The organism is Geodermatophilus sp. DF01-2 (assembly GCF_004571065.1).
In the GTDB taxonomy this organism is placed as follows: Bacteria; Actinomycetota; Actinomycetes; order Mycobacteriales; family Geodermatophilaceae; genus Geodermatophilus.
The window spans coordinates 1-24,160 of sequence record NZ_SPQN01000065.1 but is presented as its reverse complement, the minus strand read 5'-3'; the positions used below and the strand labels follow the sequence as shown (position 1 = coordinate 24,160).

Genomic DNA, 24,160 nt, shown 5'->3' with positions numbered 1-24,160 from the left:
AACGCCGAGCGGTTGTCCCCGGAGCCGGCGTAGTCAAACTGCTCGGCGTTGTCCGGGGTGTCGGGCACGTCGATGTCGAACCCGTCGATCGCGGTCAGCCGCCACGCCCGCAGCCACGCCCCCCGCGTGGACCGTTCGGCGACCGGGCCGGCGACGGACTCGAACACCTCGGCCAACACCTTCGGTCCCAGCCGCTTGCGGGCCTGGGTGATCCCCGAGGCGGTCGGCACCGACCAGCCGGCGTCCCAGCAGCCCCACGCCGACAACGATCCGGTGACCTTGGTCGCCACCTCTTCGTAGTCATCCTCGACGAACAGGCACAACCCCATCGTCAGGTACGCGATCACGTGCGCCGGCAGCTTCCCGCCCGACCGCCGATCGGCGACTCCGCACGCGGCTGCCGCGGCGTTAACCGCGTCCCGCGGCACCGCCGAGACCAACACCCCCAGCGACACCTGATCCGGTCGCACCGCCACAGCCTCGCCCATGACCGACCGTGACACCCAACCTCAACGAGCTCGGACCGCCACGCCGAGACCGCCACGACACCCAACCAAACATGATCAACTTAAGCTACGTGGCATTGGACCTGATCGAGACGTGGATCGAGTACACGGGAGTTCGAGATCGACCCGATCCGCCTGCGCCCGCACCCGCACCCGCACGAGTTCGCGATGTACTCGCTTGTGCGGATCAGCGGTGAACCGCCGTCATTGGCGGGCACGTGCAGGCCCCGCCTCCCGACAGCTCCTCGCTCATGAGGCTATTCCTCGCGCACGCCCGGGCTCCGTTCTTTCGCCGGTCGTCCAGAATGCTGCTCGTGCAGCAGCTGAGGGAGCCGATCCCGCCTGGAGCCTGGCATCACAGAGGGGAAGTCGAGCGGGCCCGCCTGGCAGCCGGTTGACCGCGCAGGCATTCGTCGATGAGTCGGCCCGTGGGTCCAACTACCACGTGTGCGTCGCGGTCGTCGCGGACGGAGACGTAGACGTAGACGGGCTACGCCGGCTCGTTTGGTCGTTCTGCCTGCCCGGGCAGCGGCGGTGGCACTTTGTGACCGAGCGCGACAGCCGCCGCCGGCAGATTCTCGACGCAGTAGCAGGCAGCGGCCAGCTGTCGGCGCTGGCCTTCTTCGGCAAGGGCCGCGACACAGACGTCCGCGCCGAGAGCTTCCGTCGCATGGTCAGCCCGCTTCTCGACCGTGGAGTGCAGCGACTGATCATCGAGTCGCGCCAAGGGCGCGACCAACGCGACCGTACAGGTGCTCGTCGAGGAACTCCGCCGCCTCGACCGACCACAACCGTTTCGCTACGTGCATCTGCCGCCGCACGGCGACCCGCTTCTGTGGGTCGCCGACGCCTCGGCCTGGAGCCATTCCGCCGGAGGTGCCTGGCGAGCGCGCATCGCGGACATCACCGCGGCCGAGGACGTGTCGGCGCCGTAGACAGCGCGAAGCCCGGCCGCTCACCGTCCGGAGAGGAGCCGGGCTCACTTCCTGAAGCTCAGCGCGACAGGCAAAGCTCAGTGTAGGCGTTCCCGACACGGCCGCCAAGCCCCCGACGAGACTCACCAGAAGTGCCCGCGAAACGGGCGTGGTGCCTCACGTAAGAATGCCCGCGTGCCGACGCCCCGGGCATGGGGAGTGGGTTGTCGATGGCGTCGCGGGCGGAGATCACCGCGAAGTACGCGCGGGCGTACCGGGGCGCGGCGAAGAAGGACAAGGGCCGGCTGCTCGACGAGGTGGTGGCCGTCACCGGCTGGTCGCGGGACAACGCCCGTCGCAGGCTGGTGACGGCGGCGAAGCCGCGCCCGGCGACGCCGCGGCGGCGGCACCGGCCGCGGAAGTACTCGCTGGACGCGCTGAAGGTGCTGCAGCGGGTGTGGGCCTTCTCCGGCGGCGAGTGCGGCAAGTACCTGGCCGCCTCGATGCCGGTGCTGCTGGACGCCCTCGAGCGGCACGGCGAGCTGGTGGCGGGCAAGGCCCGCTACTCGCCGGAGGTCCGAGACGAGCTGCTGGCGATGAGCCCGGCCACGATCGACCGGTACCTCGCCCCGGCGCGGGCGAGAGATCCGCTGCGGGGCAAGTCCACCACCAAGCCCTCGCCGTTGCTGCGCACCTCGATCAAGATCCGCAAGGCCGGGGACGAGGTCGAGGACACGCCGGGGTTCTTCGAGGGCGACACGGTCGCCCACTGCGGGCCGACGCTGAAGGGCGAGTTCGCCCGGACGGTGAACCTGACCGACATGCGCACCGGGTGGGTGTTCACCCGGTCGATGCGCAACAACGCGCACGTGCACGTCCTGGCCGCGCTCGACCATGCCGTCGAGGGCCTCCCGTTCGAGATCACCGGTCTGGACTTCGACAACGGCAGCGAGTTCATCAACCACGACGTGATCGGCTGGGCGGCGCAGCGGAAGATCTTCTTCACCCGGGACCGCCCGTACAAGAAGAACGACCAGGCCACGATCGAGTCGAAGAACAACCACCTGGTGCGCCGCTACGCCTTCTACTGGCGCTACGACACCCCCGAGGCGCTGGCGCTGCTCAACCAGCTGTGGCCGCTGGTCAACGACCGGCTGAACTACTTCACCCCGACCAAGAAGCCGGTCGGGTGGGCGACCGACACGGCCGGTCGCCGCAAGCGCGTCTACGACCAGCCACGGACCCCGTTCGACTGGCTGATGGCCGCCGGCGTGCTCTCACCCGCGCAGGAAGCCGAGCTGACCGCCCGCCGGGACGCGCTCAACCCCGCCGACCTCGCCCGCCGGATCACCTCGCTCCAGGACCGGCTCACCGGGCTGGCCCGCGAGGCGACCCTGGCCCTGCAGACCTCCCTCGACAAGCCGCTGCCCGACACCGCCCGCGGCGTCAAACTCCGCGACGCGAGCTGACCCGCCTCGCGGGCATTCCTAACTGAGGCACCGATCAGATTTTGCGGGCATCTTGACGTGAGGCACTACGGCCCCGCAGGCAGCACACCGCCGGAGCGACCCGACCGCTCCCGACGCCATGCCTAAGCCGGGATACCCCTGCCTGGTACGTGTACCCGCCGTGCCCACACCGTGCCCACACGGTGCCCACAAAAGGGCCGTTTCGGACCATCGACGGCCATCGGCCGTCAACCATGAAACCGCAGGCCAGAGAGCAAATTACCGATGATCATGCAGGTCGGCGAAGGGCCCGAAGATACCTCATAATCCCTGGGTCGTGGGTTCGAGCCCCACCCGCCCCACCACCAGGCAATGGGCGGATACTCGATCCCCACAGCGCTCGGAGCGATGCAACACGACCGGCATCGCCAAGATCAACGTCTCGGTCAACGGCGGTCGCCGACCTGGACGTGCTCGTCGACTCTGTCGGCCGCGCCCGGGACGCCGACGAGACGTCGACGGCGCAGATCATGGCCGAGCGCACCGCTCGCTCGGCGAGCAGGAGTACGGCCAGCATCGCCGCCGTAGAAGCGGCGCTCGAAGCCGAACTCGCTGCCCTGGGCCTGTGGGCGCTGACCGTCGGAACGCTCCACGGGGACGACCGCCGGACCCGAACATGCGCTGAGTGGCCGAGCGCTCCCGCACGAGTCGGTAGTGCGGCGATGAGGTATCTCTGACCCAGCGCAGGCGCGTGGTTCGCCCGCTGGTAGTGCCGCTCTCCGAGGCGTCTCGAGTGATGAACTCGCCAGCATCGTGGCAGATCTCCACTCCGGCGTTCGATTGCGCCGAAAGCCGCGATGGACCGCCGGTCGAGACCATGTCGCCGGGGCTGCGTTCCCGTGCATCTGCTCACCTGGGATGCTGTCGACCACCTCTTGTTACTACTCGGGTAGTAAGGTGGAGGCGTGGCTGCCGAGAAGTTCTCCGCATCGATGGACGACGCCCTACTTGCCGACGCCCGCGCTGACGCCGAGGCTGAGGGGCTCACCCTTTCCAGCTGGCTCGCCGATGCCGCCGCCGACCGCCTACGCCTCAAAGCCCTCCGGCAGCTGGTCAACGACTGGGAAGCCGAGCATGGCGCGATCAGCACCGCCGAGCTCGACGCCCTCGAGAACAAGGTGGCGGCCGCGCGCCGTACCGCCGCCACGCGACGGTCCCGGTCGCAGATGACGGACCCGAGTCACCAAGCCGCCTCGTGAGCGCCACCTTCGATACCGGCATGCTCATCGCGCTGGACCGCAACGAGCGAGAAGCCTGGACGGTGCTCCGACGGCTGGTCGACCGCGGAGAGGTCCCAATCGTGCCCACGATCGTGACCGCTCAGGCATGGCGCGATGGTCGTCGCCAAGCCCGGCTGGCCCAAGCCCTCCACAACTGCCGACCCGACCCACTCGGTGACGACGTGGCCCGACGGGCTGGCGAGCTGTGCGGCCGTGCCGGAACCTCCGACGTCGTCGATGCCGTCGTCATCGCAACCGCCAGGCGTCGCGGCGATGACGTCTACACCAGTGACATCGACGACCTGGAACACCTCGCCGATCACATCACCCGCGCGATCACCATCGTGCCCATCGGTCACTGAGGTCTCCTCAACGGTTGGTCGTCCGGCGGTGGCGAGCGCGTTGCCGGCGTCCGAGGTGTCGCGAGAGTCGCTCTCGCCGACGTCGTGGCAGATGCCCACCCTGGCGTACCGTTGGGCGGAAAGCCCCGGTGGACCGCTGGTCGGAACCATGTCGCCGGGGCTGCGTGCTCCCGTGCATCCGCGCATGGGGGATGCGACCGGCCATGGTCACCGCGCCAGCATGCCTCGGAGCAGTCCCCACGCCGGTCTCTGTCGAGGCGGAGCCGAAGCAGCGCGGTCCTCGGGCCCCACAGCGCGCCGTCACGATGCGGGCAGGCACTACCTACCGCAGCAGGCGGAGAGACAGGTGATCTCCTGGGCGCGATACAGCCGGGTACTGAGAGTTGCACGCTCCGAAGCGACCTGCGTTCACGCAGGTCAGCACAGCGTTCCGGCGAGAAATGCTCGGAATTCCTGGGTCGTGGGTTCGAGCCCCAGCCGCCCCACCCCGTGCCTTCGTGACCCTGGCGCGTCCTCGGCCGCGTCTGTGCTGCTGGCCGGCAAGGACGACGCCCGGTCGGCGGGTTCGGTCCGGACTGTTGCCGCCCCCGCTGGGACACCACGGTGTAGCGCCCGCCTGCGGGACGCGCTCCTGCAACTGTCGCTCCCCCGGGCGGCGTGCGTCCACGCGGTCCGAGTGATCACCTCGGCCGCCCGTCCACTCCTGAGCGTCGGTCCGGCCTCGCTCCGGGGTACGGAGGGCAGAGCTCGGGTACAGGTCTGCCCGGCGGCGGGCGACCGCACCCCAGCATGATGAGACGACTCCCCTCCGAGGACTGAGACGAGCAGATGAGCGGTAACGCCACACACCGGTTCGCCAACACGGCCGTCCTGGCCGTGCAGACGGCCGACGCCACCCGGGTGATCACGTCCGACGCATTCGACGAGGCGCTCGGCGACACCTACCGGCGGGTGGGGCTGCGGCCCGGTCTGCTCGAGCGCCTGGCCGGCATCAAGGAGCGGCGCTGGTGGGCCGACGGCGTCACCTTCGTCGACGGCGCCGCCATGGCCGGCGCGAAGGCCATCAGCGAGAGCGGCGTCGACCCGGCGTCCATCGGGCTGATGGTGAACACCTCGGTGAGCCGGAGGTACCTGGAGCCTTCGACCGCGGTCGCGGTGCACCACGCGCTCGGTCTGCCCCGCTCCTGCCAGAACTTCGACGTGACCAACGCCTGCCTCGGTTTCGTCAACGGCATGGAGTTGGCGGCCGCCATGATCGACTCCGGGATGGTCGAGTACGCCCTGATCGTCAACGGCGAGGACTCCCGGCCGGTCCAGGAGCGCACCATCGATCGGCTCAACGGCCCGGACACCGTGTCCCGGGACGTGCTGGCGCAGTTCGCGACGCTCACGCTCGGGTCGGGCGCCGCCGCCATGGTGCTGGGGCGCGCCGACGAGCACCCGGAGGGGCACCGTCTCATCGGGTCGGCCAGCCGGTCGGGCAGCGAGCACCACGAGCTGTGCGTCGGCGACAACGACCTCATGCGGACCGACCTCAAGGGCCTGCTCGACGCCGGGCTGAGCCTGTCCGAGGACCTCTGGGCGGATGCCGGGCAGGAGTTCGACTGGGCCACGGGCATGGACCGCTACATCGTCCACCAGGTCTCCAAGGTGCACACCCAGGCCATGTGCGACCGGTTCTCGATCGACCCGGCGCTGGTGCCGACGACCTTCCCGACCCGCGGCAACCTGGGCCCGGCGTCGGTCCCCTTCACCCTCGCCGACCGGCAGGACTCCCTCGTCGACGGCGACCGCGTGCTGCTCATGGGCATCGGCTCGGGCCTGAACGCCTCCTGCCTCGAGATCGCCTGGTGAGGGCCGACTCTCCGGCTGCCCTCCCGGGTCTGGACGCCGCCTGGTCCCGCTCGGTCACCGTGGCCGACTCCGCCGGCGTCGAGCACTGCTGGCACGTCCTCGACAACGGGGTCGCGGACCCGGTCGGCACGTTGCTGTGCGTCCACGGCAACCCCACCTGGTCCTACCTGTGGCGCCGGCTGCTGGCGGCCGCGCCGCCCGGCTGGCGGGTCGTCGCGCCCGACCAACTCGGCATGGGCTGGTCCGACCGGCTGGCCGAGCCGCGGTCGCTGCGCCAGCGGGTGGCCGACCTCGGCGACCTGACGGCGGCGCTCGGCATTCCCGGCCCGGTGGTCACGGTGGGCCACGACTGGGGCGGCGTGATCTCCCTCGGCTGGGCGCTGGAGCACCGGGAGCAGCTGCGCGGCGTCGTCCTGGCCAACACCGCCGTCGCCATGCCGGAGGGCGACTCCGGCCCGGCGCTCATCCGGCTGGCCTCCGCGCCCGGTGTCCGCGCGGCGGTCACCGTCGGCACCCCGGTGTTCGTCCGGGCGACGACGGCGCTGTCCCGGCCGGCGCTGCCCGCCGACGTCCGGCGTGCCTTCGCCGCCCCCTACCGGTCGGCGGCGCGACGGCGCTCGGTCGGCGACTTCGTCGCCGACATCCCCTTCGCCCCCGGCCACCCGTCCCGCCCGGTGCAGGAGGCGATCGCCGAGGGCATCCGCACCCTCGACGTCCCGGCGCTGCTGCTGTGGGGCCCCCGCGACCCGGTCTTCGGCGACCGATACCTGACCGACCTGCGGAGCCGGATGCCGCAGGCCCGGCTGCACCGCTACGAGGGGGCCTCGCACCTGCTGCCGGAGGACGCCCCCCGGTACGCCGACGCCGTCGCGCAGTGGGTGGCCGACCTCGACGCCGGGAACGATCCGGCAAGGGCACGGCCGGCACCTCCCGGGACCACCGGACGCCGGCTGTGGACGGCCCTGCAGGAGCGGTCGGACGACGACACGCCCGCGGTCGTCGAGGTCGGCGGCGCGACGGTGAGCTGGTCCCGGCTGGCCCGGCGGGTCGCGGACCTGGCCGCCGGGCTGGCGGCGTCCGGGGTCCGGCCGGGGCACCGCGTCGCGCTGCTCGTGGAGCCCTCGGCCGACCTCACCGCCGCGATCTACGCCGTGTGGCGCGCCGGTGCCGTGGTCGTCGTCGCGGACAAGGGCCTCGGCTTCGCCGGGATGCGCCGGGCGCTGCGCAGCGCGGCGGTCGACTCCGTCGTCGGCAGTTCCCAGGGGCTGGCCGCGGCGCGCCTCATGGGCCTGCCCGGTTCCCGGATCGCCGCCGGGCGGCCGGGCCGGGCCGCACTGCGCGCCCTGGGCGCCGCTCACTCGCTCGACGAGCTGGAGGTCCTCGGCCGGGCCGCGCCGGCGCCGGTCGAGCCCCCGGTGGACGCCGACTGCGCCGTCCTCTTCACCTCCGGGGCCACCGGCCCGGCCAAGGGCGTCGTCTACACCCACCGTCAGGCCGCCGCCCAACTGGACCTCGTCCGGGCCACCTACGACCTCACCGACACCGACCGGCTGGTGGCGGCGTTCGCGCCGTTCGCCATCCTCGGGCCGGCGCTCGGCATCGGGTCGGCGGTCCCCGACGTCGACGTGACCGCGCCCGGATCGCTGACCGCGGCGGCACTGGCCGACGCCGCGGCCGCCGTCGACGCCACGGTCGTCTTCGCCTCCCCCGCGGCGCTGCGGCGCGTCGCGGCCACCGCGCCGGACCTCTCGGCGGCGCAGCGGGCTGCCCTGGCACGCATCCGGCTGCTCATGTCCGCCGGCGCGCCCGTCCCCGCGTCCCTGCTGCGCTCGCTCCGGGAGGTCCTTCCCGCCGCCGACGCGCACACCCCCTACGGGATGACCGAGGTCCTCCCCGTCACCGACGTGTCGCTGGCCGAGATCGAGGCCGCCGGCGACGGGGACGGCGTATGCGTCGGCCGGCCGCTGACCGGCGTCGACGTCCGGATCAGCCCCCTCTCCCCCGCCGGCACGGCCGACGGCCCGCTCACCGACTCCCCGCGCATCACCGGAGAGGTGTGCGTGCGGGCCGCGCACGTCAAGGACCGCTACGACGCGCTGTGGGCGCTCGAGCGCTCAGCGTCCCGAAACCCCGGCTGGCACCGCACCGGGGACGTCGGGCACCTGGACGCCGACGGGCGGCTCTGGATCGAGGGCCGACTGCAGCACGTCGTGACCACCGCCTCCGGAGCCGTCACCCCCGTCGGCATCGAGCAGCGGGTGGAGCGGCTCCCGGGCGTGTCGGCCGCCGCGGCCGTCGGTGTCGGCCCGGCCGGGGCGCAGGTCGTCGTCGTGGTCGTCGTGCGCTCCGGCGGCGACCCGGCACCGCCGCGACGTCGCCGCACCCGCCCGGGCCTGGCGGACGCCGACCTGGCCGACGCGGTGCGGACGGCCGCGGGCGTCGACGTCGCCGCGGTGCTCGTGGCCGCCCGCCTGCCCGTGGACATCCGGCACCAGTCGAAGGTGGACCGCAGCGAGGTCGCCCGCCGGGCCGCGCGGCTGCTGGCCGGCGCGCGGCCGCCGGCCGGCCGCTCATGAGGGTCCGGTCATGAGGCTGCTGGTCACCGGGGCGAGCGGCATGCTCGGGCGGGCCACCGCCGAGGGGCTGCTCGCCCGCGGCGACGAGGTGACCGTGCTGCAGCGTCGTCCCGCCGGTCTTCCCTGCCGTGAGGTGCTGGGCGACGTCGCCGACCCGTCCGTCGTGCGGCGGGCCGCCCGGGGTCAGGACGCCGTGCTGCACCTGGCCGCGAAGGTCGACGTCACCGGCCAGTGGACCGAGTACGCGCACGCCAACATCGACGGGACCCGCACCGTCCTCGACGCCTGCCGAGCCGAGGACGTCGGCCGACTGGTGCACGTCTCGTCGCCCTCGGTCGCGCACGCCGGGACGGCGCTGGTAGGGGTGGGTGCGGAACCGGCCGACCCGGCGTCCGCCCGTGGCCGGTACTCCCGCTCCAAGGCCGTGGCCGAGCTGGACGCGCTGGCCGCGGACTCCACCTCCCTGGCCGTGCTGGCCCTCCGTCCCCACCTCGTGTGGGGACCCGGCGATCCCCAGCTCGTCGCCCGCATCGTCGAGCGGGCACGGGCCGGGCGGTTGCCCGTCGTCGGCTCGGGCACGGCGCTGATCGACACGACCTACGTCGACAACGCCGCAGCAGCCCTGGTCGCCGCCGTGGACGCCTGCGGACCGGTGCACGGCGAGGCCCTGGTCGTCTCGAACGGGGAACCGCGCCCGGTCGCCGAGGTCCTCGCCCGGCTGTGCCGGGCGGCAGGGGTTCCGGGGCCCCGTGGCCGGGTGCCGTTCGGCGCGGCGTACGTCGCCGGTGCCGCGATGGAAGGGATCTGGGCGGTGACGCGGCGACGCTCGGTGCCCCCGCTCACCCGGTTCCTGGCCGAGCAACTGGCGACCGCCCACTGGTTCGACCAGCGACGGACGCGCACCGCGCTGCGGTGGCGGCCTCGGGTGGGCCTCGATGACGGGTTCTCCCGCCTGGCTGCCTGGTACGCGGCCGCCGGACCACCGCCGCGTGGAATGGTCCGGACGTCGCGCTGAGGCCCCGCGCACGGGCAGGATGCGCCGGGTGGACGACGACCGGGACGGGTCGCTGTCGATGCGGCTGGCCGCCCTGGCCCTCGACGGGGGACGACTGACCGACGACCTGGTGACGGCGCCGGCGGTGCGCGGCACCCTGCTGGCCGACCTCGCGCTGCACGGTCGCGTCCGGGAGACCGAGGACGCCGTCGAGTTCGACGACGCGCCCACCGGCTTCGCTCCCGCCGACCGGCTGCTCACCGAGGGAGCGCCGTCCCTGACCGAGCTGCTCCGCCGCGGCCCGGTCGACCAGGAGGACCTCGCCGCCGAGCACCTGCGCCGCGGGTCGTGGACCGCCCGCCGCCGGCTGCTGGGCAGGCGCTACGTCGACTTCCGGACCGACCGGACGCAGGCGGACGAGCGGGCCCTCGACGTCCCGCGGATCGAGCCGTGGACGCCGGAGGACGCCACCCTCGCCGCCGTCGCCCCCGGCTGACGCCGCGGACCCGGACGCTCGTCGGACCCAGGTCGGCCGGGGAGGACATGGCGTCCGCGCCGGCGACCGTGGCGGCGACAGGGCGGGCCCCGGGTCACACTCACCCCGGTGCTCGCCATCGGCCGCGCTGGTGACCGCGGTCGTCGTCTCGGCTGACGGCCGTCCTGCTCGTCCTCCTGCTGAGAGCGTGCTGCTCCGACGGGCGCGGCAGCACGGCGCGTCGCAGGATGACGCGTGCCCATCGACCACACCGCCACGTTCCCCGCCGGTCCGGACGACGTCCTCGCCGTCCTCACCGACGAGGCGTTCCTGCGCGACTACGCACAGGCCCTCGGTGCGCGGCTCGAGTCGGTGGAGACCGGCGCGGCCGACGACGGCCCCCGGACCACGCTGCGGCTCGTCGTCCCCACGGCGGGGATTCCGGCGGTGTTCACCCGCTTCGTCGGGCGCGAGGTCGCGGTCGTGGACCGGCGCTCCTGGACGGCGGACGGCGGCGGGCACCGCGGCGTCCTGCAGGTCGAGGGACGGGTCCTCGGGCGGAGGGCGGCCGTGCGCGGCGAGCGCCGGCTGCGAGCGGCCGGTGGCGGCACCCGCTCGACGGTGACCGCGGAGGCGGAGGTCGACGCGCCGATGGTCGGGCGGCAGGCCGAGGCCGCCGTCCGCGAGCTGGCGATGGTCGTGCTCCGTCGGGAGGACGACGTGCTGCGTCGCTGGCTCGGCTCCCCCGACTGACGAGCCGCGTCACCCCACGGTCGTGCGGCCGCGACGGGCGCGCTCGTGGTGCAGCCACCGGTCGCGGTGGGCCTCCGGCGAGTGGACGACGGTGACCGGGCAGGTCGCGTGCAGGACGCACTGCATGCCGACCGAGCCGAGCAGCATGCTGGAGAATCCGCCGTGTCCGCGGCTGCCCACCACCAGCAGGTCAGCGCCGGCCGACTCGCGGACCAGCACGTCGGCCGCCGTCCCCAGGACCGCCCGCACCCGGACCTCCGGCGCCGGCTGCGGCCCCTCGCGCAGCACCTCGGCGACGAACGCCTCCGCCTGCTCGGCCGCGGCGCGTTCGGCGCGGTCGAGGTCGACGTCGCCGACCGCGTAGAAGTCCAGCCAGATCTCCGGCGGCCGGTAGGCGGTGAGGACGTCCACCGGGACGCCACGGCGGACGGCGTCCTCCAGCGCGAACCGCAGCGCCGCCCGGGCCCCGCTCGACCCGTCCACCCCGACGACGACCCGCGCCCCGCCGGCCTGCTCGGTCATGACGGCCTCCTCGGCGCCGCTCGCCGGGTCCCGGCGCCCGCGGACGGCCGGCACCCCCCCCCGAGGATGCACCGCGGGGCCCTCCGGCGACAGGGTCCTCCGTCCCGCGCGCGCACGCCCCGCGTCGGCCCCTCCCCGGGCGTACCGTCCGCGCATGACCGCGGAGTCGGCGCACGCCGAGCGCCTGCTCGCCGGGCGCTACGCGCTCGGCGAGGTCCTGGGCCGGGGCGGGATGGGCGTCGTCTGGTCGGCCACCGACCTGCGGCTGGAACGGCCGGTGGCGGTCAAGGAGGTCACCTTCGCGCTGCACCTCTCCGACGAGGAGCGCCGGGTGCTGCGGGAGCGCACGATGCGCGAGGCGCGCACCGCCGCCCGGCTCGACCATCCGTCGGTCACCTCGGTCTACGACGTGGTCGAGGAGGACGGGCGGCCCTGGCTGGTGATGGAGCACGTGGAGTCGTGCAGCCTCCAGCAGGTCGTCGACTCCCAGGGTCCACTGCCGTGGCCGGCCGTCGCCCGCATCGGGCTCGACGTGCTCGCCGGCCTGGCCGCGGCCCACGAGGCCGGGATCGTGCACCGCGACGTGAAACCGGCCAACGTGCTGGTGGCCCCCGACGGGCGGGCCTGCCTCACCGACTTCGGCATCGCGACCGCCACCGGCGACCCGACGATCACCACGACCGGCGCCATCATCGGCTCGCCGCCCTACATGGCCCCCGAGCGCGCGCACGGCCAGCGGCCGAGCCCGGCGGTGGACCTGTGGTCGCTCGGCGCCACGCTGTACACGGCGGTGGAGGGCCGGCAGGCGTTCGGTCGCGCCGAGCCCATGGCCACGCTCATGGCGGTGGTCAGCGAGGAGCCGCCGCCGCCGGTCCGCGCCGGCCCGCTCGAGCCGGTCCTGCGCGGACTGCTCACCAAGGACCCGGCCGCCCGGACGACGGCCGAGCAGGCGCGCCGGCAGCTGCAGGACGCGCTCGACCGGGCAGCGGACGCCGCGCCGTGGTCGCCGGCCCCGACCGCGCGGCCACCGGCCCGGCCACGCGAGGCCGACCGGGTGGAGCGCATCGACGCCGCGGACCTCCGGGTACTGGCGGCCGTATCTGCGACGGCCCTCGGGTCGGTCGCGCGGGACGCCCGCGACCAGGCCCGCCACCTCGCCGAGCGCCGGAGGGAACGGCGGGCCGCGGTCCGGGAGCGCCGGACGGCACCGCCCCCACCCGCCCCGCAGCCGCAGAACCGGGTGCGCCGGCGCAGGTTCCGACGCCGCTGGGTCGTCGTCCCGCTGCTCCTGGCGCTGCTGGTGGTGCTCGCCGTGGCAGGGGGCCTGGTCGTCCTCGCCGCCGTCCTCCTCGACTGGTCCTGACACCCGCTCCGGGCGGGGTGGCAGTCCGGGGCGACCCCCACCGCGTCCCGCGGCGGAGGGAACACCACGACGGGCAGGCCCGGTGCGGATCCAGGACCTCGCTCCCGGCCCCTTCGCGAGGACGATCTGCCTGTCCTCCTCGACCTGGCACCCGCGCCGCCAGCGGCTGGGTCGCCGCCGGCGGCGACGGCTCCTGCCTGGCCTCGGTGGGCTGGCGGGCGATCAACTGGGCCAGGCCGCCGTACTCGCGCACCTGGAGCATCGGGCTGACCGTGCACCCCGACCACCGCCGTCGCGGAATCGGCACCCGTGCCCAGCAGCCGCTCTGCGACCAACCTCTCCGAGACGACGAGCGTCAACCGGCTCGAGGCGGTCACCAACGCGGCGAACACCGCGGAACAGCGGGCCCTACAGGCCGCCAGCTTCGCTCACGAGGGCACCATCCGCCAGGCCGAGTTCCGCTTCGGCCGCTGGCACGACGCGCGAACGTACAGCCGGCTCCGCAGCGAGTGGGCGGCGTGCGGCACCGCGGGCGGCTCGGCTCGTCCTGCGGCAGGCTCGGGGCATGACGACGCCGTCCCCCGAGACGCCCCAGCCCCGCGACATCGCCCTGGAGATGGAGACCCCCGAGCAGACCGCCGACCTCGAGGCGCAGAGCGAGCCGGCGGAGGACCCGGACGACGAGTGATCGGTTGATCCGGCCGCCGGTGCGGGTAGCGGTCGATCCATGCGCAGCCGCGACGTCCTCCTCTACGCCTACGGGCAGATCGCCGAGACGTTCACCAGCACCGTCGAAGGGCTGAGCCCCGACGACCTCGCGCGCCGTCCCGGACCGGGCGCCAACCCGATCGGCTGGCTGGCCTGGCACCTGCTGCGGGTGCAGGACGACCACGTCGCCGACGTGGCCGGCACCGAGCAGGTGTGGACGGCCGAGGGCTGGGCCGGCCGCTTCGGCCTGCCGGTCGACGACGCGGCCACCGGCTACGGGATGAGCGATGCGGAGGTCGACGCCGTCCGGGTGCCGTCGGCCGACCTGCTGCTGGGCTACTCGCAGGCCGTGCACGCCCGGACGGAGGAGTTCCTGCGCGGCCTCGACGACGACGACCCCGACCGCGTCGTCGACGCCAACTGGGACCCGCCGGTCACCCTCGGCGTCCGGCTGGTCAGCGTGCTCTCCGACGACTTCCAGCACCTCGGCCAGGCGGCCTACGTGCGGGGGCTGCTGGGTGCCTGACGCCGCTCCCCGCCGGCCCCGTCCCGGGCGCTGACGGCCCGCTCGCAGGGTCCCGCCGCGAGCCTGCGAGTGGCGGGGGGCAAGGGGGTCCTTCTTCAGCGGTCGCCGCGCAGCCGGGCGGGCTCGATCCGGCGTCCGGCGACGTAGTACAGCGTGGCGCCCTCGGGCACGGGGGTGTCCCAGGCGGGGCTGACCACGAGGGGCTCGCCACCGCCGCGCAGCGCCAGCACGGTGGCGCCGAAGGTGCGCCCGAACCAGGTCTGGCAGTCGCCGAACGTGCGGTGCGGAAAGCCGGCCGGCAAGCGGGTCGAGTAGGTGTTGCCGTGCCCCCCACTGGTCATGAGGTCGCTGTAGACCTGTGCGATGCCGGGGTCGTTGGCCTCCTCGGTGAGCAGGAACGGCATGTGCCACTGCACCGCCTGGACGGCGGGGTGCACGTAGCGCAGCGTGTCCAGCCGGCCGAGGTCGCGCAGCGCCACGACGAGATGCACATCGCGGTTGGCGTGCGTGACGGCGAGCGCGACGGCCAGGGCTTCGTTGTCGTCGCCGACGTCGACGACCGCGGTGCGGGCCCGGGCCACGCAGGCCCGGGCCATGACGTCCGCAGAGGTCAGGTCGCCGCGGACGAACTGCACGTCGACCCGCTCGGGCATCGGGTCCTCGGGGACGTCGTCCCAGGCGCAGAGCACCACCTGCGCGCTGTCCTCCGCGGTCAGCTCGGCGACGATGCGCGCCGTCCGCCCGGGCGTGTAGCCGAGCAGGACGACGTGGTCGGCGAGGTCCAGGTCGACCAACCCCCTCAGTCTCTTGCCTCTCACCGACTGCAGCGCGGCGGACAGCTGCGTGAAGAGCAGGGTGAGCGTGACGATGCCGCCGACGATGACGTACGCGCCGACGATGCGGCCGCCGAGCGACGCCGGAAAGACGTCGCCGTACCCCACGGTGGCCGCGGTGACGACGAAGTACCACCAGTAGGTGTCGGGCGCGGCGATGCCGGTCTCGACCGGCTCGACCAGCGCCATGGCGGCCCAGCTGGTCAGGAACACGAAGACGGCCACGGCCAACGGCATCCGCCACCCGGGCAGCCGCACGCGGAGCAGGCGCGCGAGGCGCGCGATCAGGAACGGCACCTGCGACCTCCCGACGACGACCGGGGCACCGTAGCGGAGGTGATCACGCCGGCGCGGCTTCCCTACACCGTGGGGTGAGGACGACGGCGAGCGAGTCCCGAGCCCGAGCGCCGTCGGCCGACCACAGCCGAGGCGGACACCGCCAAGGCGGTGCACCACTACCTCGACCGGCTGGACGCCGACGGCCCGGAGCCCGACCCGACCGAGGGACGGCGGCTGACCATCGTCGAGCACGCCGACGGCTCGATCACCGGCCGCTTCGACCTGGACGCGGTCGGTGGGGAGAAGCTGCAGACCGCGCTGGAGTCGATCGTGCAGGCCGGCCGGGCCGCCGGCGACGAGCGCACCCGAGCCCAGCAGCAGGCCGACGCGCTGGTGCAGCTGTGCGGCAACCAACTCGCCTCCGGTTCCCTGCCGGTCCTGCGCGGGCACAAGCCGCAGGTGATCGTGAAGATCGACCTGGCGGATCTGGCCGACCCCCACGACCGGCCCCGGTGCCGGCGGAGATGGGGTTCGGCGCGGTGATCTCCGCCGCCCCGGCGCGCTGGCTGGCCTGCGACGGGCAGGTCACCCGGACCGTGACGGGCCCCGACGGCATGCCGCTGGACCACGGCCGCACGGTGCGGCTGTTCCCACCCCCGTGCGCCGCGCCGCGGAGGTGCACGACGGCGGCTGCGTGTCCGCCGGCTGCGCAGCCCCCACCTGGTGGTGCGCCGTCCACCACCTCCTCGCCTGGATCGACGGCGGCACGACGGATCTGGACAACGCCGCGCTGCTGTGCGAGCGCCATCACACCAAGGTCCATCACGGCTTCCGGGTGGAGCGACGACCCGACGGCCGATGGCGCACCTGGCGCCCCGACGGCACCGAGATCCTCATCGGACCGCGCCGCACCGGACCGCCTCTCGTCACTGCAGCCTGATCCGACACCCGCCGCGCCGGCCGGCAGCCGACCGACGCCCCACCACGGGCACCGGTCGGCGGCCGGCTGCCTGCGCGCGGAGGCGGCGCGAGAACGACGGGCGCGGAGAGCGGTCCGGCCGTAGCGTCGGCACATGAGCGAGCAGAGTCCCGACTTCTACGACCTGGAGGATCTCCTCGAGCCGGAGGAGATCGAGATCCGCGACCGGGTACGCGCCTTCTGCGACAAGGAGGTGACCCCGCGCATCAACGACTACTGGGAACGCGCGGAGTTCCCCTTCGAGCTGGTGCCCAAGCTCGCCGAGATCGGGATCGCCGGCGGCACCATCGAGGGCTACGGCTGTCCGGGAATGAGCAACGTCTCGGCCGGGCTGGTCGCCGCGGAGTTGGCCCGCGCCGACGGTAGCGTGGGCACCTTCAACGGCGTCCACAGCTTCCTGGCCATGCAGTCGATCGCCATGCTCGGTGACGAGGAGCAGCGCGAGCGCTGGCTGCCGGCGATGGCGCGGTTGGAGAAGATCGGCGCCTTCGGCCTCACCGAGCCCCGCCACGGTTCCGACGCGGTCGGCCTGGAGACCTCCGCCCGCCGGGACGGCGACAGCCACGTGCTGAACGGGCAGAAGAAGTGGATCGGCAACGGCAGCATCGCCGACCACGTCATCATCTGGGCCCGCGGCGAGGACGGCGCCGTCGGCGGTTACGTCGTCGACAAGGGCACGCCCGGCTACGAGGCCACGATCATGACCGGGAAGACCGCGCTGCGCGCGGTGTGGCAGGCCGAGATCACGCTGACCGACGTCCGGGTGCCGGCGGAGAACAAGCTCGCGAACTGCCATTCGTTCAAGGACGTCTCGCAGGTCCTGGACCGCACCCGCTATACCGTCGCCTGGCGGGCGCTCGGACTGGCCACCGCCTCCTACGAGCTGGCCCTGGCGCACGCGCTGCGCCGCGAGCAGTTCGGCTCACCGATCGCCGGCTACCAGCTGGTGCAGGACAAGCTGGCGCGGATGCTCGCCGAGATCACCGCGATGCAGCTGATGTGCTGGCGGCTGTCGAAGCTCGCCGACGCCGGTCGGATGACCGCCGCGATGGCCTCGCTGGCGAAGATGAACCACGCCGCCAAGGCCCGCACCATCGTCGCCGACGCGCGCGACATCCTCGGCGGCGACGGGATCCTGCTGGACCACCACGTGGCCCGGCACCACGCCGACATGGAGGCGGTCTTCACCTTCGAGGGCACCGACTCGGTGCAGGCGCTCATCGTGGGCCGGGAGGTCACCGGCCTGTCCGCGATCAGCGGACGACGACCCGAGCGCCGCTGACCGGGCCGGGCCGGAGCGGAACGGGGCGGAGCAACCGGCCGCCCCTCCGCTCACCCGACCGTGCTGAGCGGCCGCCCAACCGAGGTCAGCTCACGGCACTCCCGGCACGCCCTCCGGCCGACGCCGACCCGCTGCCACTCCTGCGAGCCCCACACCTGCACGATCGCGCCGCAGACGGCGAGCTCCACCTCGCCGTCCAGCTCGGTCGGCGGCCGGTGCGCCTCGACGGCGTGCCACGGTCGGGCCTGCTCGGTCGGCCGGCCCGGGGACCAGCGGTCGGGGCGGGCGAACCCCACGGCGTAGGACTGCACGATCATGGTGTGCCCGGCCTCACACGTCGGAAAACGCATCCGCAGTCGGATAGCCGACGGGAGGCGTGTGCGCGAGCGCTGAGCCCCCACGGCTGCCCACGACCCCGGGAGCGAGCCACGGCCCGGACCGACGGTCAGCACGTCGTCGTGGCACCGAGCTGCCGGCCACCTCCGCGACCGCGGTGGGCGGACGCGGCCAGCACGGGGGCCGAGCGGACCGACCGACCGCCACCGGCCCCCGCCTCCGCGCGCTACCGTCGAGGAGCCGCGATCGTGAGGAGCACGTCGGTGGAACCTGTCACCCTGCTGGTCGGCGCTGCGCTGCTCGCGACCGGTTTCCTCGGCGGCCGGCTCAGCCGCCGCAGGCCCACTCCCCCGCCGGCGCCGCCCGCGCCGCTGTGCGGCTGCGGCCACACGCTCAGCCAGCACGACACCGAGACCAACACCTGCTACGCCGAGCTGCGGCGCGACACCTACGACAAGCGGGGCCGCTGGTCCGGACACCAGTGGGTGCCGTGCACCTGCCGCCAGTACGTGGGCCCGCGTCCCATCGACGAGGTGTTCATGCCGCGGCTGCTGCCGCCCAGCACCGACTGAGCCATCCCCTCCCGAGGCTCCGGCGGTCCGACCGTTCGGCGGGTGGCGCGGGGTCGGCATCCGGGCCAGCCTCGTCGCATGCCTTCCCCGGACCCGTCGTCCGCCCGGCGCCGCCGGCTGCTGGCAGCCACCGAGCCGGCCCGTGCGACGGTCAGCGCCGGTGCTCTCACGGCCGCGTTCCCACTGCTGCGGCTGGCACCGCGCGGCGACTCGCACCCGGTGCTCGTGCTTCCCGGCCTCCTGGCCTCCGACATGTCCACCGTGCCGCTACGGCGCTGGCTGCGAGGGCTCGGCTACCCGGTCGTGGGTTGGGAGCTGGGCCGCAACCGCGGGCCCACGCCGGAGGTGGTCGAGGCGCTGCCGGGGCTGGTCGAGCGGCTCGCCGACCGGCACGGGACGCCGGTGAGCATCGTCGGTCAGAGCCTGGGCGGCATCTTCGCCCGGCGCCTGGCGCAACGCGCCCCGCACCACGTCCGACAGGTGGTGACCCTCGGCTCCCCCTTCGCACTCGTGGACGGCGGGGACGACGCCGGACCGGGCGCCCGGGTCTACCGGCGCTACCGCCACCTGCACGGGACCGCCCGGATCGCACCGGTCAGGGGCGGGGCGGCCGAGCCGCTGCCGATGCTGAGCACGTCGGTCTACTCCCGGTGGGACGGCGTCGTCGACTGGCGGGCCTGCCTGCAGGAGGGGGGCCCACGCAGCGAGAACGTCGCGGTCCACGCCAGCCACCTGGGGATGGGTCACGACCCCGCCGTCCTGTGGATCGTGGCCGACCGACTCGCGCAGCCGCGCGGGGGCTGGCGGCCGTTCGCCCCACCGACGCGCCTCGGCCTGCGACGGCTGTTCCCGTCCACGGGCTGACCGCCCCGATCGGACCGCCCACGGCCCGACCGACCCGTGCACATCCGCGTTCTGCCCGGCGCACATCCGCGGACGTGCACGGCCCGGTCAGGTGGCCGACCGCACCGCGGCGAGGACCTCGTCGTCGGTCGGGTTGCGCAGCACCTCCCCGCGCCGCCACACCACCACCGGCAGGTCGTCCTCGGACACCCCGAGCTCGGCCAGCAGCGCGGCGCCGTCCCCGCCGGCGTCGAGGTCGACGAAGCCCGCCGACAGCCGGAGGGCGCGGGCGAGCTCCTGCAGCCGCAGGCTGTCCGGCGATCCGGGCCGCCCCACGATGCGCAGGTCGGCGGCGAGCTCGAGCAACATCGACCGGCGCAGCAGGAAGGCCCGCAGGACCAGCTCCTCGAGGGCGGGGTCGGCGGCGAACACCCGCCGCATCGCGTCGTGGTCGGCCCGCAGCACCTCGGCCGGCCGGAGCACCACGGCGGTCAGCGACACCGGCTGCCCGCTGGACAGGTCGAGCTCGCCGAGGAACCGGCGGTCGCCGTGCACCGAGATCACCCGCTGGTCGGTGCGGCCGTGGTCCTCCACGACGGCGACCGCGCCGGACAGCACGACGGAGAAGGCGTACCCCGGGTCGCCCTCGTGGAAGAGGATCTCGCCGGGCGCACACTGCCGGCGGGTCCCGAACCGCTCGATCAGCGCCAGCTGCGCCTCGGTCAGCCGGGGGAAGGCGCCGTCCCGGTCCGGGGTCTCGGGGAGGTCGGCGGGCACGGTCGCCGGCGCGTCGCCGTCCGCCGGCCGTCGCTCACCGCGCCGCGGGCCGAGCGCCGGCAGCACCGGGCCGACCGGCGCGTTCCCCGCCGTCGGCGGCACGCCCTCCTCGCCCGCGGCGGCGAGCAGCGCGGCGGCGAGGGTCTCGGCGTCGAACGGCCCGGTGTGCCGCCGTCCGCCGACGAAGAAGGTCGGGGTGCCGGTGACGCCGCCGGCCTCCGCCGACTCGACGTCCTCCTGCACCCGTCGGGCGTACCGGCCGGTGCCCAGGTCGCGGGCGAAGCGCGGGACGTCGAGCCCGACGGCCGCGGCGTGGTCGAGCAGGTCCGGGGCGGTCAGCCGGTCCTGTGCCTCGAACAACCGGTCGTGCATCTCCCAGAACCGACCCTGGACCGCGGCCGCCTCGGCGGCCTCGGCAGCCAGCTGCGCGTGCGGGTGGACGTCGACCAGTGGCACGTGCCGGAACACGTAGCGCAGCCGGTCGCCGAACCGCTCCCGCAGCTCCTCCACCGTCCCGGTGGCCCGGCCGCAGAACGGGCACTCGAAATCGCCGTACTCGACGAGGGTCAGCGGCGCGTCGACCCGCCCGCGGACGTGGTCGCGGCCGGCGTCGACCGGCGGGTCGAGCAGCACCGGCCGGGCACCGGTGCCGGGCGGGCGGTGGCGGTCTGCCAGGCGGAACAGCCCCCAGCCCAGCAGCGCCCCCAGGACGGACGCGGCCAGGACGCCGACCCGCGCCTGGTCCGCGGCCTGCTCGTCGTCGAAGGCGAGGTCGACGATGAACAGCGAGATGGTGAACCCGATGCCCGACAGTGCCGCCCCGCCGGCCAGCTGCAGACCGGTCAGGCCCGGCGCGAGCTCGCCGAGACGGAGCCGCACGGCCAGGCCGGTGCCCAGCAGGATGCCGATCAACTTGCCCAGGACCAGCCCCGCGACGACGCCGAGGGTGACCGGCGAGGTCGCCGCGGTGCGCAGGGTCTCGGCGGTGAGCGGAACGCCGGCGTTGGCCAGGGCGAACACCGGGACGATGACGAAGCTGGTCCACGGCTGCCACAGCTGCTGCAGCCGCTCGCTGGCCGACACCGACCGGTCGATGGACAGCCGCGCCGCGCGGGCGAACTCCGGGTTCGGCGACTGCTGGTAGGCCCGCGCCCGCCGGGCGGCGGCCTCGACCTCCTCCCGACGCGCCGGGTAGGCCGGCGTGAACAGCGCGATCACCACCCCGGCCAGCGTCGGGTGGACGCCGGAGAGGTACATCGCGACCCACACCGCGATCCCGAGCACCAGGTACGCCGGGCCGCGCCAGACGTCGAGGTACCGCAGCCCGACCATCAGCGCCAGCCCGAGCACGGCCAGGGCGAGCGGGCCCAGCGCGAGGTCCTCGGTGTAGAAGAGCGCGATCACGCCGAGCGCCCCGACGTCGTCGGCGATCGCCAGCGTGAGCAGGAACAACCGCAGCTGCGCCGGGCAGGCCGGTCCGACCAGTGCCAGCACCCCCAGCAGGAAGGCGGTGTCGGTGGAGATCACCACGCCCCAGGCCGCGGCCGCCTCGTCGCCGAGCGTGAACGCCACGTAGATCAGCGCGGGTACCACCAGGCCGGTGACCGCGGCCAGCGCCGGCACCGCCGCCCGTCGCCGGTCGGTGAGCTCGCCCATCACCAGCTCGCGCTTGATCTCCAGCCCGACGACGAAGAAGAAGAACACCATCAGGCCGTCGTTGACCCAGTGCTGCAGGTCCAGCGCCAGCTCGGCGCCGGCGAACCGGACGGAGAGCTCGGTGTGCCAGAAGTCCTCGTAGCTGTCGCCCAACGGCGAGTTGGCCCACAGCAGGGCGGCCACCGTGGCCGCGAGCAGCAGCCCGGCGCTGCCGGCCTCGGTGCGCAGCCGCCGGCGCAGCGGGGCCACCCGCGCGAGTACGCCCCGCCCGCCGGGCGTGGTCTGGTCGCTCGCCGCGACGCTCACCGTCGCTTCTCCCCCGCCTCGGACGCCGGCTGCCGCGGGTGGACCTGCGTCCCGCTGAGGCCGCGGCGCGGGCACTGCTCCAGCGGGATGCGCCGCTCCCGCCCGGGCTCCGCCGTGTCCAGCGGACGCCGGACGAGGACCCCGCCCAGCACCGCCCCGGCGACCAGCAGGCCGGCGCAGACGAGCATCGCCGTCCGGAAGCCGGCGCCGAAGATCACCGGGTCCGTGTAGTCCGTGCCGCCGATCCCGGCGACGACCGGCACCACCGCGACGGCGAGCAGCCCGCCGGCGCGGGCCACGGCGTTGTTGACGCCCGAGGCCGCACCCGCGAACCGGTCGGGCGCGGAGTCGAGCACCGTCGCGGTCAGCGGCGCCACCAGCAGGGTGAGGCCGGCGCCGAACACGGCGGTCGCGGGCAGCACGTCGGCCAGGTAGGAGGCGCCGGGGCCGATCCGCGTCATGAGCAGCACCCCCGCCGCGACCACCAGCGGGCCGGCGGTCAGCAGCGGTCGGGGGCCGATCCGCTGGGCCAGCGCGCCGACCCGTGCGGAGAAGAGCAGCATCAGCGCGGTCACCGGCAGCACGGCGGTGCCGGCCGGCAGCGGCTCGAAGCCGGCCACCACCTGCAGGTGCAGCACCAGCAGCACGAAGACCACGCCGAGCGCCGCGTAGACCAGCAGGGTCACCGCGTTGGTTGCGGTGAACTGCCGGGAGGCGAACAGGGCCGGGGGCACCAGCGGAGCCGGCGAGCGCCGCTGGACGGCGGCGAAGGCGGCCAGCGCGACCAGCCCCGCCGCGACCCAGCCCCAGACGCCCGGGCCGCGACCGGGCTCGCCGGCGGCGGTCAGCCCGTACGTCAGGGCGCCGAGGCCGGCCACGACCAGCGCCGTCCCCGGCCAGTCCAGGTGCCGGGCCGCCTCCGGGTCCTGCGACTCCGGGACGTGCCGCAGGGCCACGACCACGACGACCGCGGCCAGCGGCAGGTTGACCAGGAAGACCAGGCGCCAGTCCCAGCCCACCAGCCAGCCGCCCAGGAACGGCCCGACGGCGGCGGCCACCCCGCCCAGGCCCGACCACGCGCCGACGGCGGCGGCCCGGTCGACCCCGGAGAAGGACGCCGAGATGATCGCCAGGCTGCCCGGGGTCAGCAGCGCGCCACCGACGCCCTGCAGCGCCCGGGCGGCCACCAACGTCCCGATGTCGGGCGCGACACCGCACAGCAGGGACGCCGCCGCGAACCACACGGTGCCGACGACGAACACCCGCCGCCGGCCGAACCGGTCGCCCAGGGATCCGCCCATGAGGATCAGCGAGGCCAGCGTGAGGGTGTAGGCGTTGACCGTCCACTGCAGGTCCGCGAAGCCGGCGTCGAGGTCGGTGCCGATCCGTTCCAGCGCCACGGTCACCACGGTCGCGTCCAGCATCGCCAGGCTGGAGCCCAGTACTGTCGCCAGCAGCACCCACCGGCCCTGCGGCGTGCCCATCCGCAGCCCGCCGTCCGGTACCAGCGCCGCTCGGGCCATGGTCGCCTCCCGCCCGTCGCCTCGCCGGCCTCCGGCGTGGGGAGACGCGCGCCCCGAGTCTGCTCCGCGCGCCGGTGTCGGGAGAAGCTCGGACGCCGCCCGCTTGTTCCCTGGACGCGGCCGTCGTCCCCGGGGCGCCAACGAGAGCCGGGACGGCTCTTGGCCGCGGTGTGGGCCTGGCCGCGGTGTGGGCCGGTCGCGGGGGTCCGCAGGACCTCCCGATCGGGACACGGGTGGGGCTCCCCGCGGCCGGGGACGGCTCCTGGCCGCGGTGTGGGCCGGTCGCGGGGGTCCGCAGGACCTCCCGATCGGGACACGGGCGGGGCTCAGCGGCGACCGGGGACGGCTCCTGGCCGCGGTGTGGGGCGGTCGCGGGGGTCCGCAGGACCTCCCGATCGGGACACGGGCGGGGCTCAGCGGCGACCGGGGACGGCTCCTGGCCGCGGTGTGGGGCGGTCGCGGGGGTCCGCAGGACCTCCCGATCGGGACACGG

24 protein-coding genes are annotated in these 24,160 nt (G+C 74.4%); 17 read left to right on the top strand and 7 right to left on the bottom strand.

The genetic code is table 11. The annotated features are described in order from the left end of the window. Nucleotides 1-470, bottom strand: a 470-nt coding sequence (locus E4P41_RS16045) for a transposase domain-containing protein (protein ID WP_209307751.1), incomplete at its 3' end; no start/stop codon positions are given. 788 nt (nt 471-1,258) lie between these two features. On the opposite strand from E4P41_RS16045, the gene E4P41_RS16040 reads away from it, so the two are divergent. Further along, nucleotides 1,259-1,441, top strand: a complete 183-nt coding sequence (locus E4P41_RS16040; protein WP_135142270.1) for a hypothetical protein — start codon at nt 1,259-1,261, stop codon at nt 1,439-1,441. 209 nt (nt 1,442-1,650) lie between these two features. Continuing rightward, nucleotides 1,651-2,889 carry a DDE-type integrase/transposase/recombinase gene (locus E4P41_RS16030; RefSeq protein ID WP_209307750.1) on the top strand — a complete coding sequence of 413 codons (1,239 nt, stop codon included), beginning with the start codon at nt 1,651-1,653 and terminating at the stop codon, nt 2,887-2,889. 425 nt (nt 2,890-3,314) lie between these two features. Here E4P41_RS16030 and E4P41_RS16025 read toward each other — a convergent pair whose 3' ends face one another. After that, nucleotides 3,315-3,521 carry a hypothetical protein gene (locus tag E4P41_RS16025; protein ID WP_135142268.1) on the bottom strand — a complete coding sequence of 69 codons (207 nt, stop codon included), beginning with the start codon at nt 3,519-3,521 and terminating at the stop codon, nt 3,315-3,317. Nucleotides 3,522-3,833: 312 nt separating this feature from the next. On the opposite strand from E4P41_RS16025, the gene E4P41_RS16020 reads away from it, so the two are divergent. The 7 genes from E4P41_RS16020 to E4P41_RS15990 all read left to right on the top strand — a co-directional run bounded on the left by E4P41_RS16020 (nt 3,834) and on the right by E4P41_RS15990 (nt 11,162). Next, a complete protein-coding gene (locus E4P41_RS16020; RefSeq protein WP_135142267.1) occupies nt 3,834-4,127 on the top strand; it encodes a hypothetical protein in 294 nt (97 codons plus the stop codon). Further along, nucleotides 4,124-4,510: a PIN domain-containing protein gene (locus tag E4P41_RS16015; protein ID WP_135142266.1), complete on the top strand. Its 387-nt coding sequence runs from the start codon at nt 4,124-4,126 to the stop codon at nt 4,508-4,510. Before E4P41_RS16020 ends, E4P41_RS16015 begins: the two co-directional genes overlap by 4 nt. Before the next feature lie 828 nt (nt 4,511-5,338). Next, on the top strand, nt 5,339-6,364 hold the full coding sequence (locus tag E4P41_RS16010) for a 3-oxoacyl-ACP synthase III (protein WP_135142265.1): 1,026 nt from the start codon (nt 5,339-5,341) through the stop codon (nt 6,362-6,364). Beyond that, nucleotides 6,361-8,940 carry an alpha/beta fold hydrolase gene (locus E4P41_RS16005; RefSeq protein ID WP_245177398.1) on the top strand — a complete coding sequence of 860 codons (2,580 nt, stop codon included), beginning with the start codon at nt 6,361-6,363 and terminating at the stop codon, nt 8,938-8,940. The genes E4P41_RS16010 and E4P41_RS16005 overlap by 4 nt, the downstream gene beginning before the upstream one ends. A gap of 10 nt (nt 8,941-8,950) precedes the next feature. Continuing rightward, nucleotides 8,951-9,955, top strand: a complete 1,005-nt coding sequence (locus E4P41_RS16000; protein ID WP_135142264.1) for an NAD-dependent epimerase/dehydratase family protein — start codon at nt 8,951-8,953, stop codon at nt 9,953-9,955. A gap of 28 nt (nt 9,956-9,983) precedes the next feature. Then, nucleotides 9,984-10,430, top strand: coding sequence for a hypothetical protein (locus E4P41_RS15995; RefSeq protein WP_135142263.1), 447 nt, complete (start codon nt 9,984-9,986; stop codon nt 10,428-10,430). A 234-nt stretch (nt 10,431-10,664) separates the two neighbouring features. Next, on the top strand, nt 10,665-11,162 hold the full coding sequence (locus tag E4P41_RS15990) for a DUF2505 domain-containing protein (RefSeq protein WP_135142262.1): 498 nt from the start codon (nt 10,665-10,667) through the stop codon (nt 11,160-11,162). A 9-nt stretch (nt 11,163-11,171) separates the two neighbouring features. Here E4P41_RS15990 and E4P41_RS15985 read toward each other — a convergent pair whose 3' ends face one another. Beyond that, on the bottom strand, nt 11,172-11,684 hold the full coding sequence (locus tag E4P41_RS15985) for a universal stress protein (protein ID WP_135142261.1): 513 nt from the start codon (nt 11,682-11,684) through the stop codon (nt 11,172-11,174). A 154-nt stretch (nt 11,685-11,838) separates the two neighbouring features. On the opposite strand from E4P41_RS15985, the gene E4P41_RS15980 reads away from it, so the two are divergent. From E4P41_RS15980 to E4P41_RS15975, 3 genes are all read left to right on the top strand, one after another. Then, a complete protein-coding gene (locus tag E4P41_RS15980) occupies nt 11,839-13,047 on the top strand; it encodes a serine/threonine-protein kinase (RefSeq protein ID WP_135142260.1) in 1,209 nt (402 codons plus the stop codon). Nucleotides 13,048-13,612: 565 nt separating this feature from the next. Further along, entirely contained in the window at nt 13,613-13,735 is a 123-nt protein-coding gene (locus E4P41_RS23710) for a hypothetical protein (protein ID WP_280660873.1), read from the top strand. 39 nt (nt 13,736-13,774) lie between these two features. Beyond that, nucleotides 13,775-14,281 carry a DUF664 domain-containing protein gene (locus E4P41_RS15975; protein ID WP_135142259.1) on the top strand — a complete coding sequence of 169 codons (507 nt, stop codon included), beginning with the start codon at nt 13,775-13,777 and terminating at the stop codon, nt 14,279-14,281. 95 nt (nt 14,282-14,376) lie between these two features. Here E4P41_RS15975 and E4P41_RS15970 read toward each other — a convergent pair whose 3' ends face one another. Beyond that, nucleotides 14,377-15,411, bottom strand: a complete 1,035-nt coding sequence (locus E4P41_RS15970; RefSeq protein WP_135142258.1) for an ion channel — start codon at nt 15,409-15,411, stop codon at nt 14,377-14,379. Nucleotides 15,412-15,561: 150 nt separating this feature from the next. Here E4P41_RS15970 and E4P41_RS23370 point away from each other — a divergent pair, with 150 nt between their 5' ends. From E4P41_RS23370 to E4P41_RS15960, 3 genes are all read left to right on the top strand, one after another. Beyond that, on the top strand, nt 15,562-15,936 hold the full coding sequence (locus E4P41_RS23370) for a DUF222 domain-containing protein (RefSeq protein WP_245177397.1): 375 nt from the start codon (nt 15,562-15,564) through the stop codon (nt 15,934-15,936). A gap of 115 nt (nt 15,937-16,051) precedes the next feature. Then, a complete protein-coding gene (locus tag E4P41_RS23365) occupies nt 16,052-16,333 on the top strand; it encodes an HNH endonuclease signature motif containing protein (protein WP_245177396.1) in 282 nt (93 codons plus the stop codon). A 133-nt stretch (nt 16,334-16,466) separates the two neighbouring features. Continuing rightward, entirely contained in the window at nt 16,467-17,654 is a 1,188-nt protein-coding gene (locus tag E4P41_RS15960) for an acyl-CoA dehydrogenase family protein (RefSeq protein ID WP_135142257.1), read from the top strand. A 50-nt stretch (nt 17,655-17,704) separates the two neighbouring features. Here the strand turns inward: E4P41_RS15960 and E4P41_RS15955 are convergent, their stop codons facing one another. Further along, a complete protein-coding gene (locus tag E4P41_RS15955; protein WP_245177395.1) occupies nt 17,705-18,004 on the bottom strand; it encodes a hypothetical protein in 300 nt (99 codons plus the stop codon). 249 nt (nt 18,005-18,253) lie between these two features. Between E4P41_RS15955 and E4P41_RS15950 the strand changes: the two genes are divergently transcribed. Next, nucleotides 18,254-18,562, top strand: coding sequence for a hypothetical protein (locus E4P41_RS15950; RefSeq protein ID WP_135142256.1), 309 nt, complete (start codon nt 18,254-18,256; stop codon nt 18,560-18,562). A 78-nt stretch (nt 18,563-18,640) separates the two neighbouring features. Then, entirely contained in the window at nt 18,641-19,426 is a 786-nt protein-coding gene (locus E4P41_RS15945) for an alpha/beta hydrolase (RefSeq protein ID WP_167761113.1), read from the top strand. 87 nt (nt 19,427-19,513) lie between these two features. On the opposite strand, the gene nhaA is transcribed toward E4P41_RS15945, so the two are convergent. Next, nucleotides 19,514-22,144 (bottom strand): Na+/H+ antiporter NhaA, encoded by a 2,631-nt coding sequence (gene nhaA, locus E4P41_RS15940; RefSeq protein WP_167761112.1) that lies wholly within the window; start codon nt 22,142-22,144, stop codon nt 19,514-19,516. After that, entirely contained in the window at nt 22,141-23,667 is a 1,527-nt protein-coding gene (locus E4P41_RS15935) for an MFS transporter (RefSeq protein ID WP_135142255.1), read from the bottom strand. The genes nhaA and E4P41_RS15935 overlap by 4 nt, the downstream gene beginning before the upstream one ends. Between the last annotated feature and the right edge of the window lie 493 nt (nt 23,668-24,160).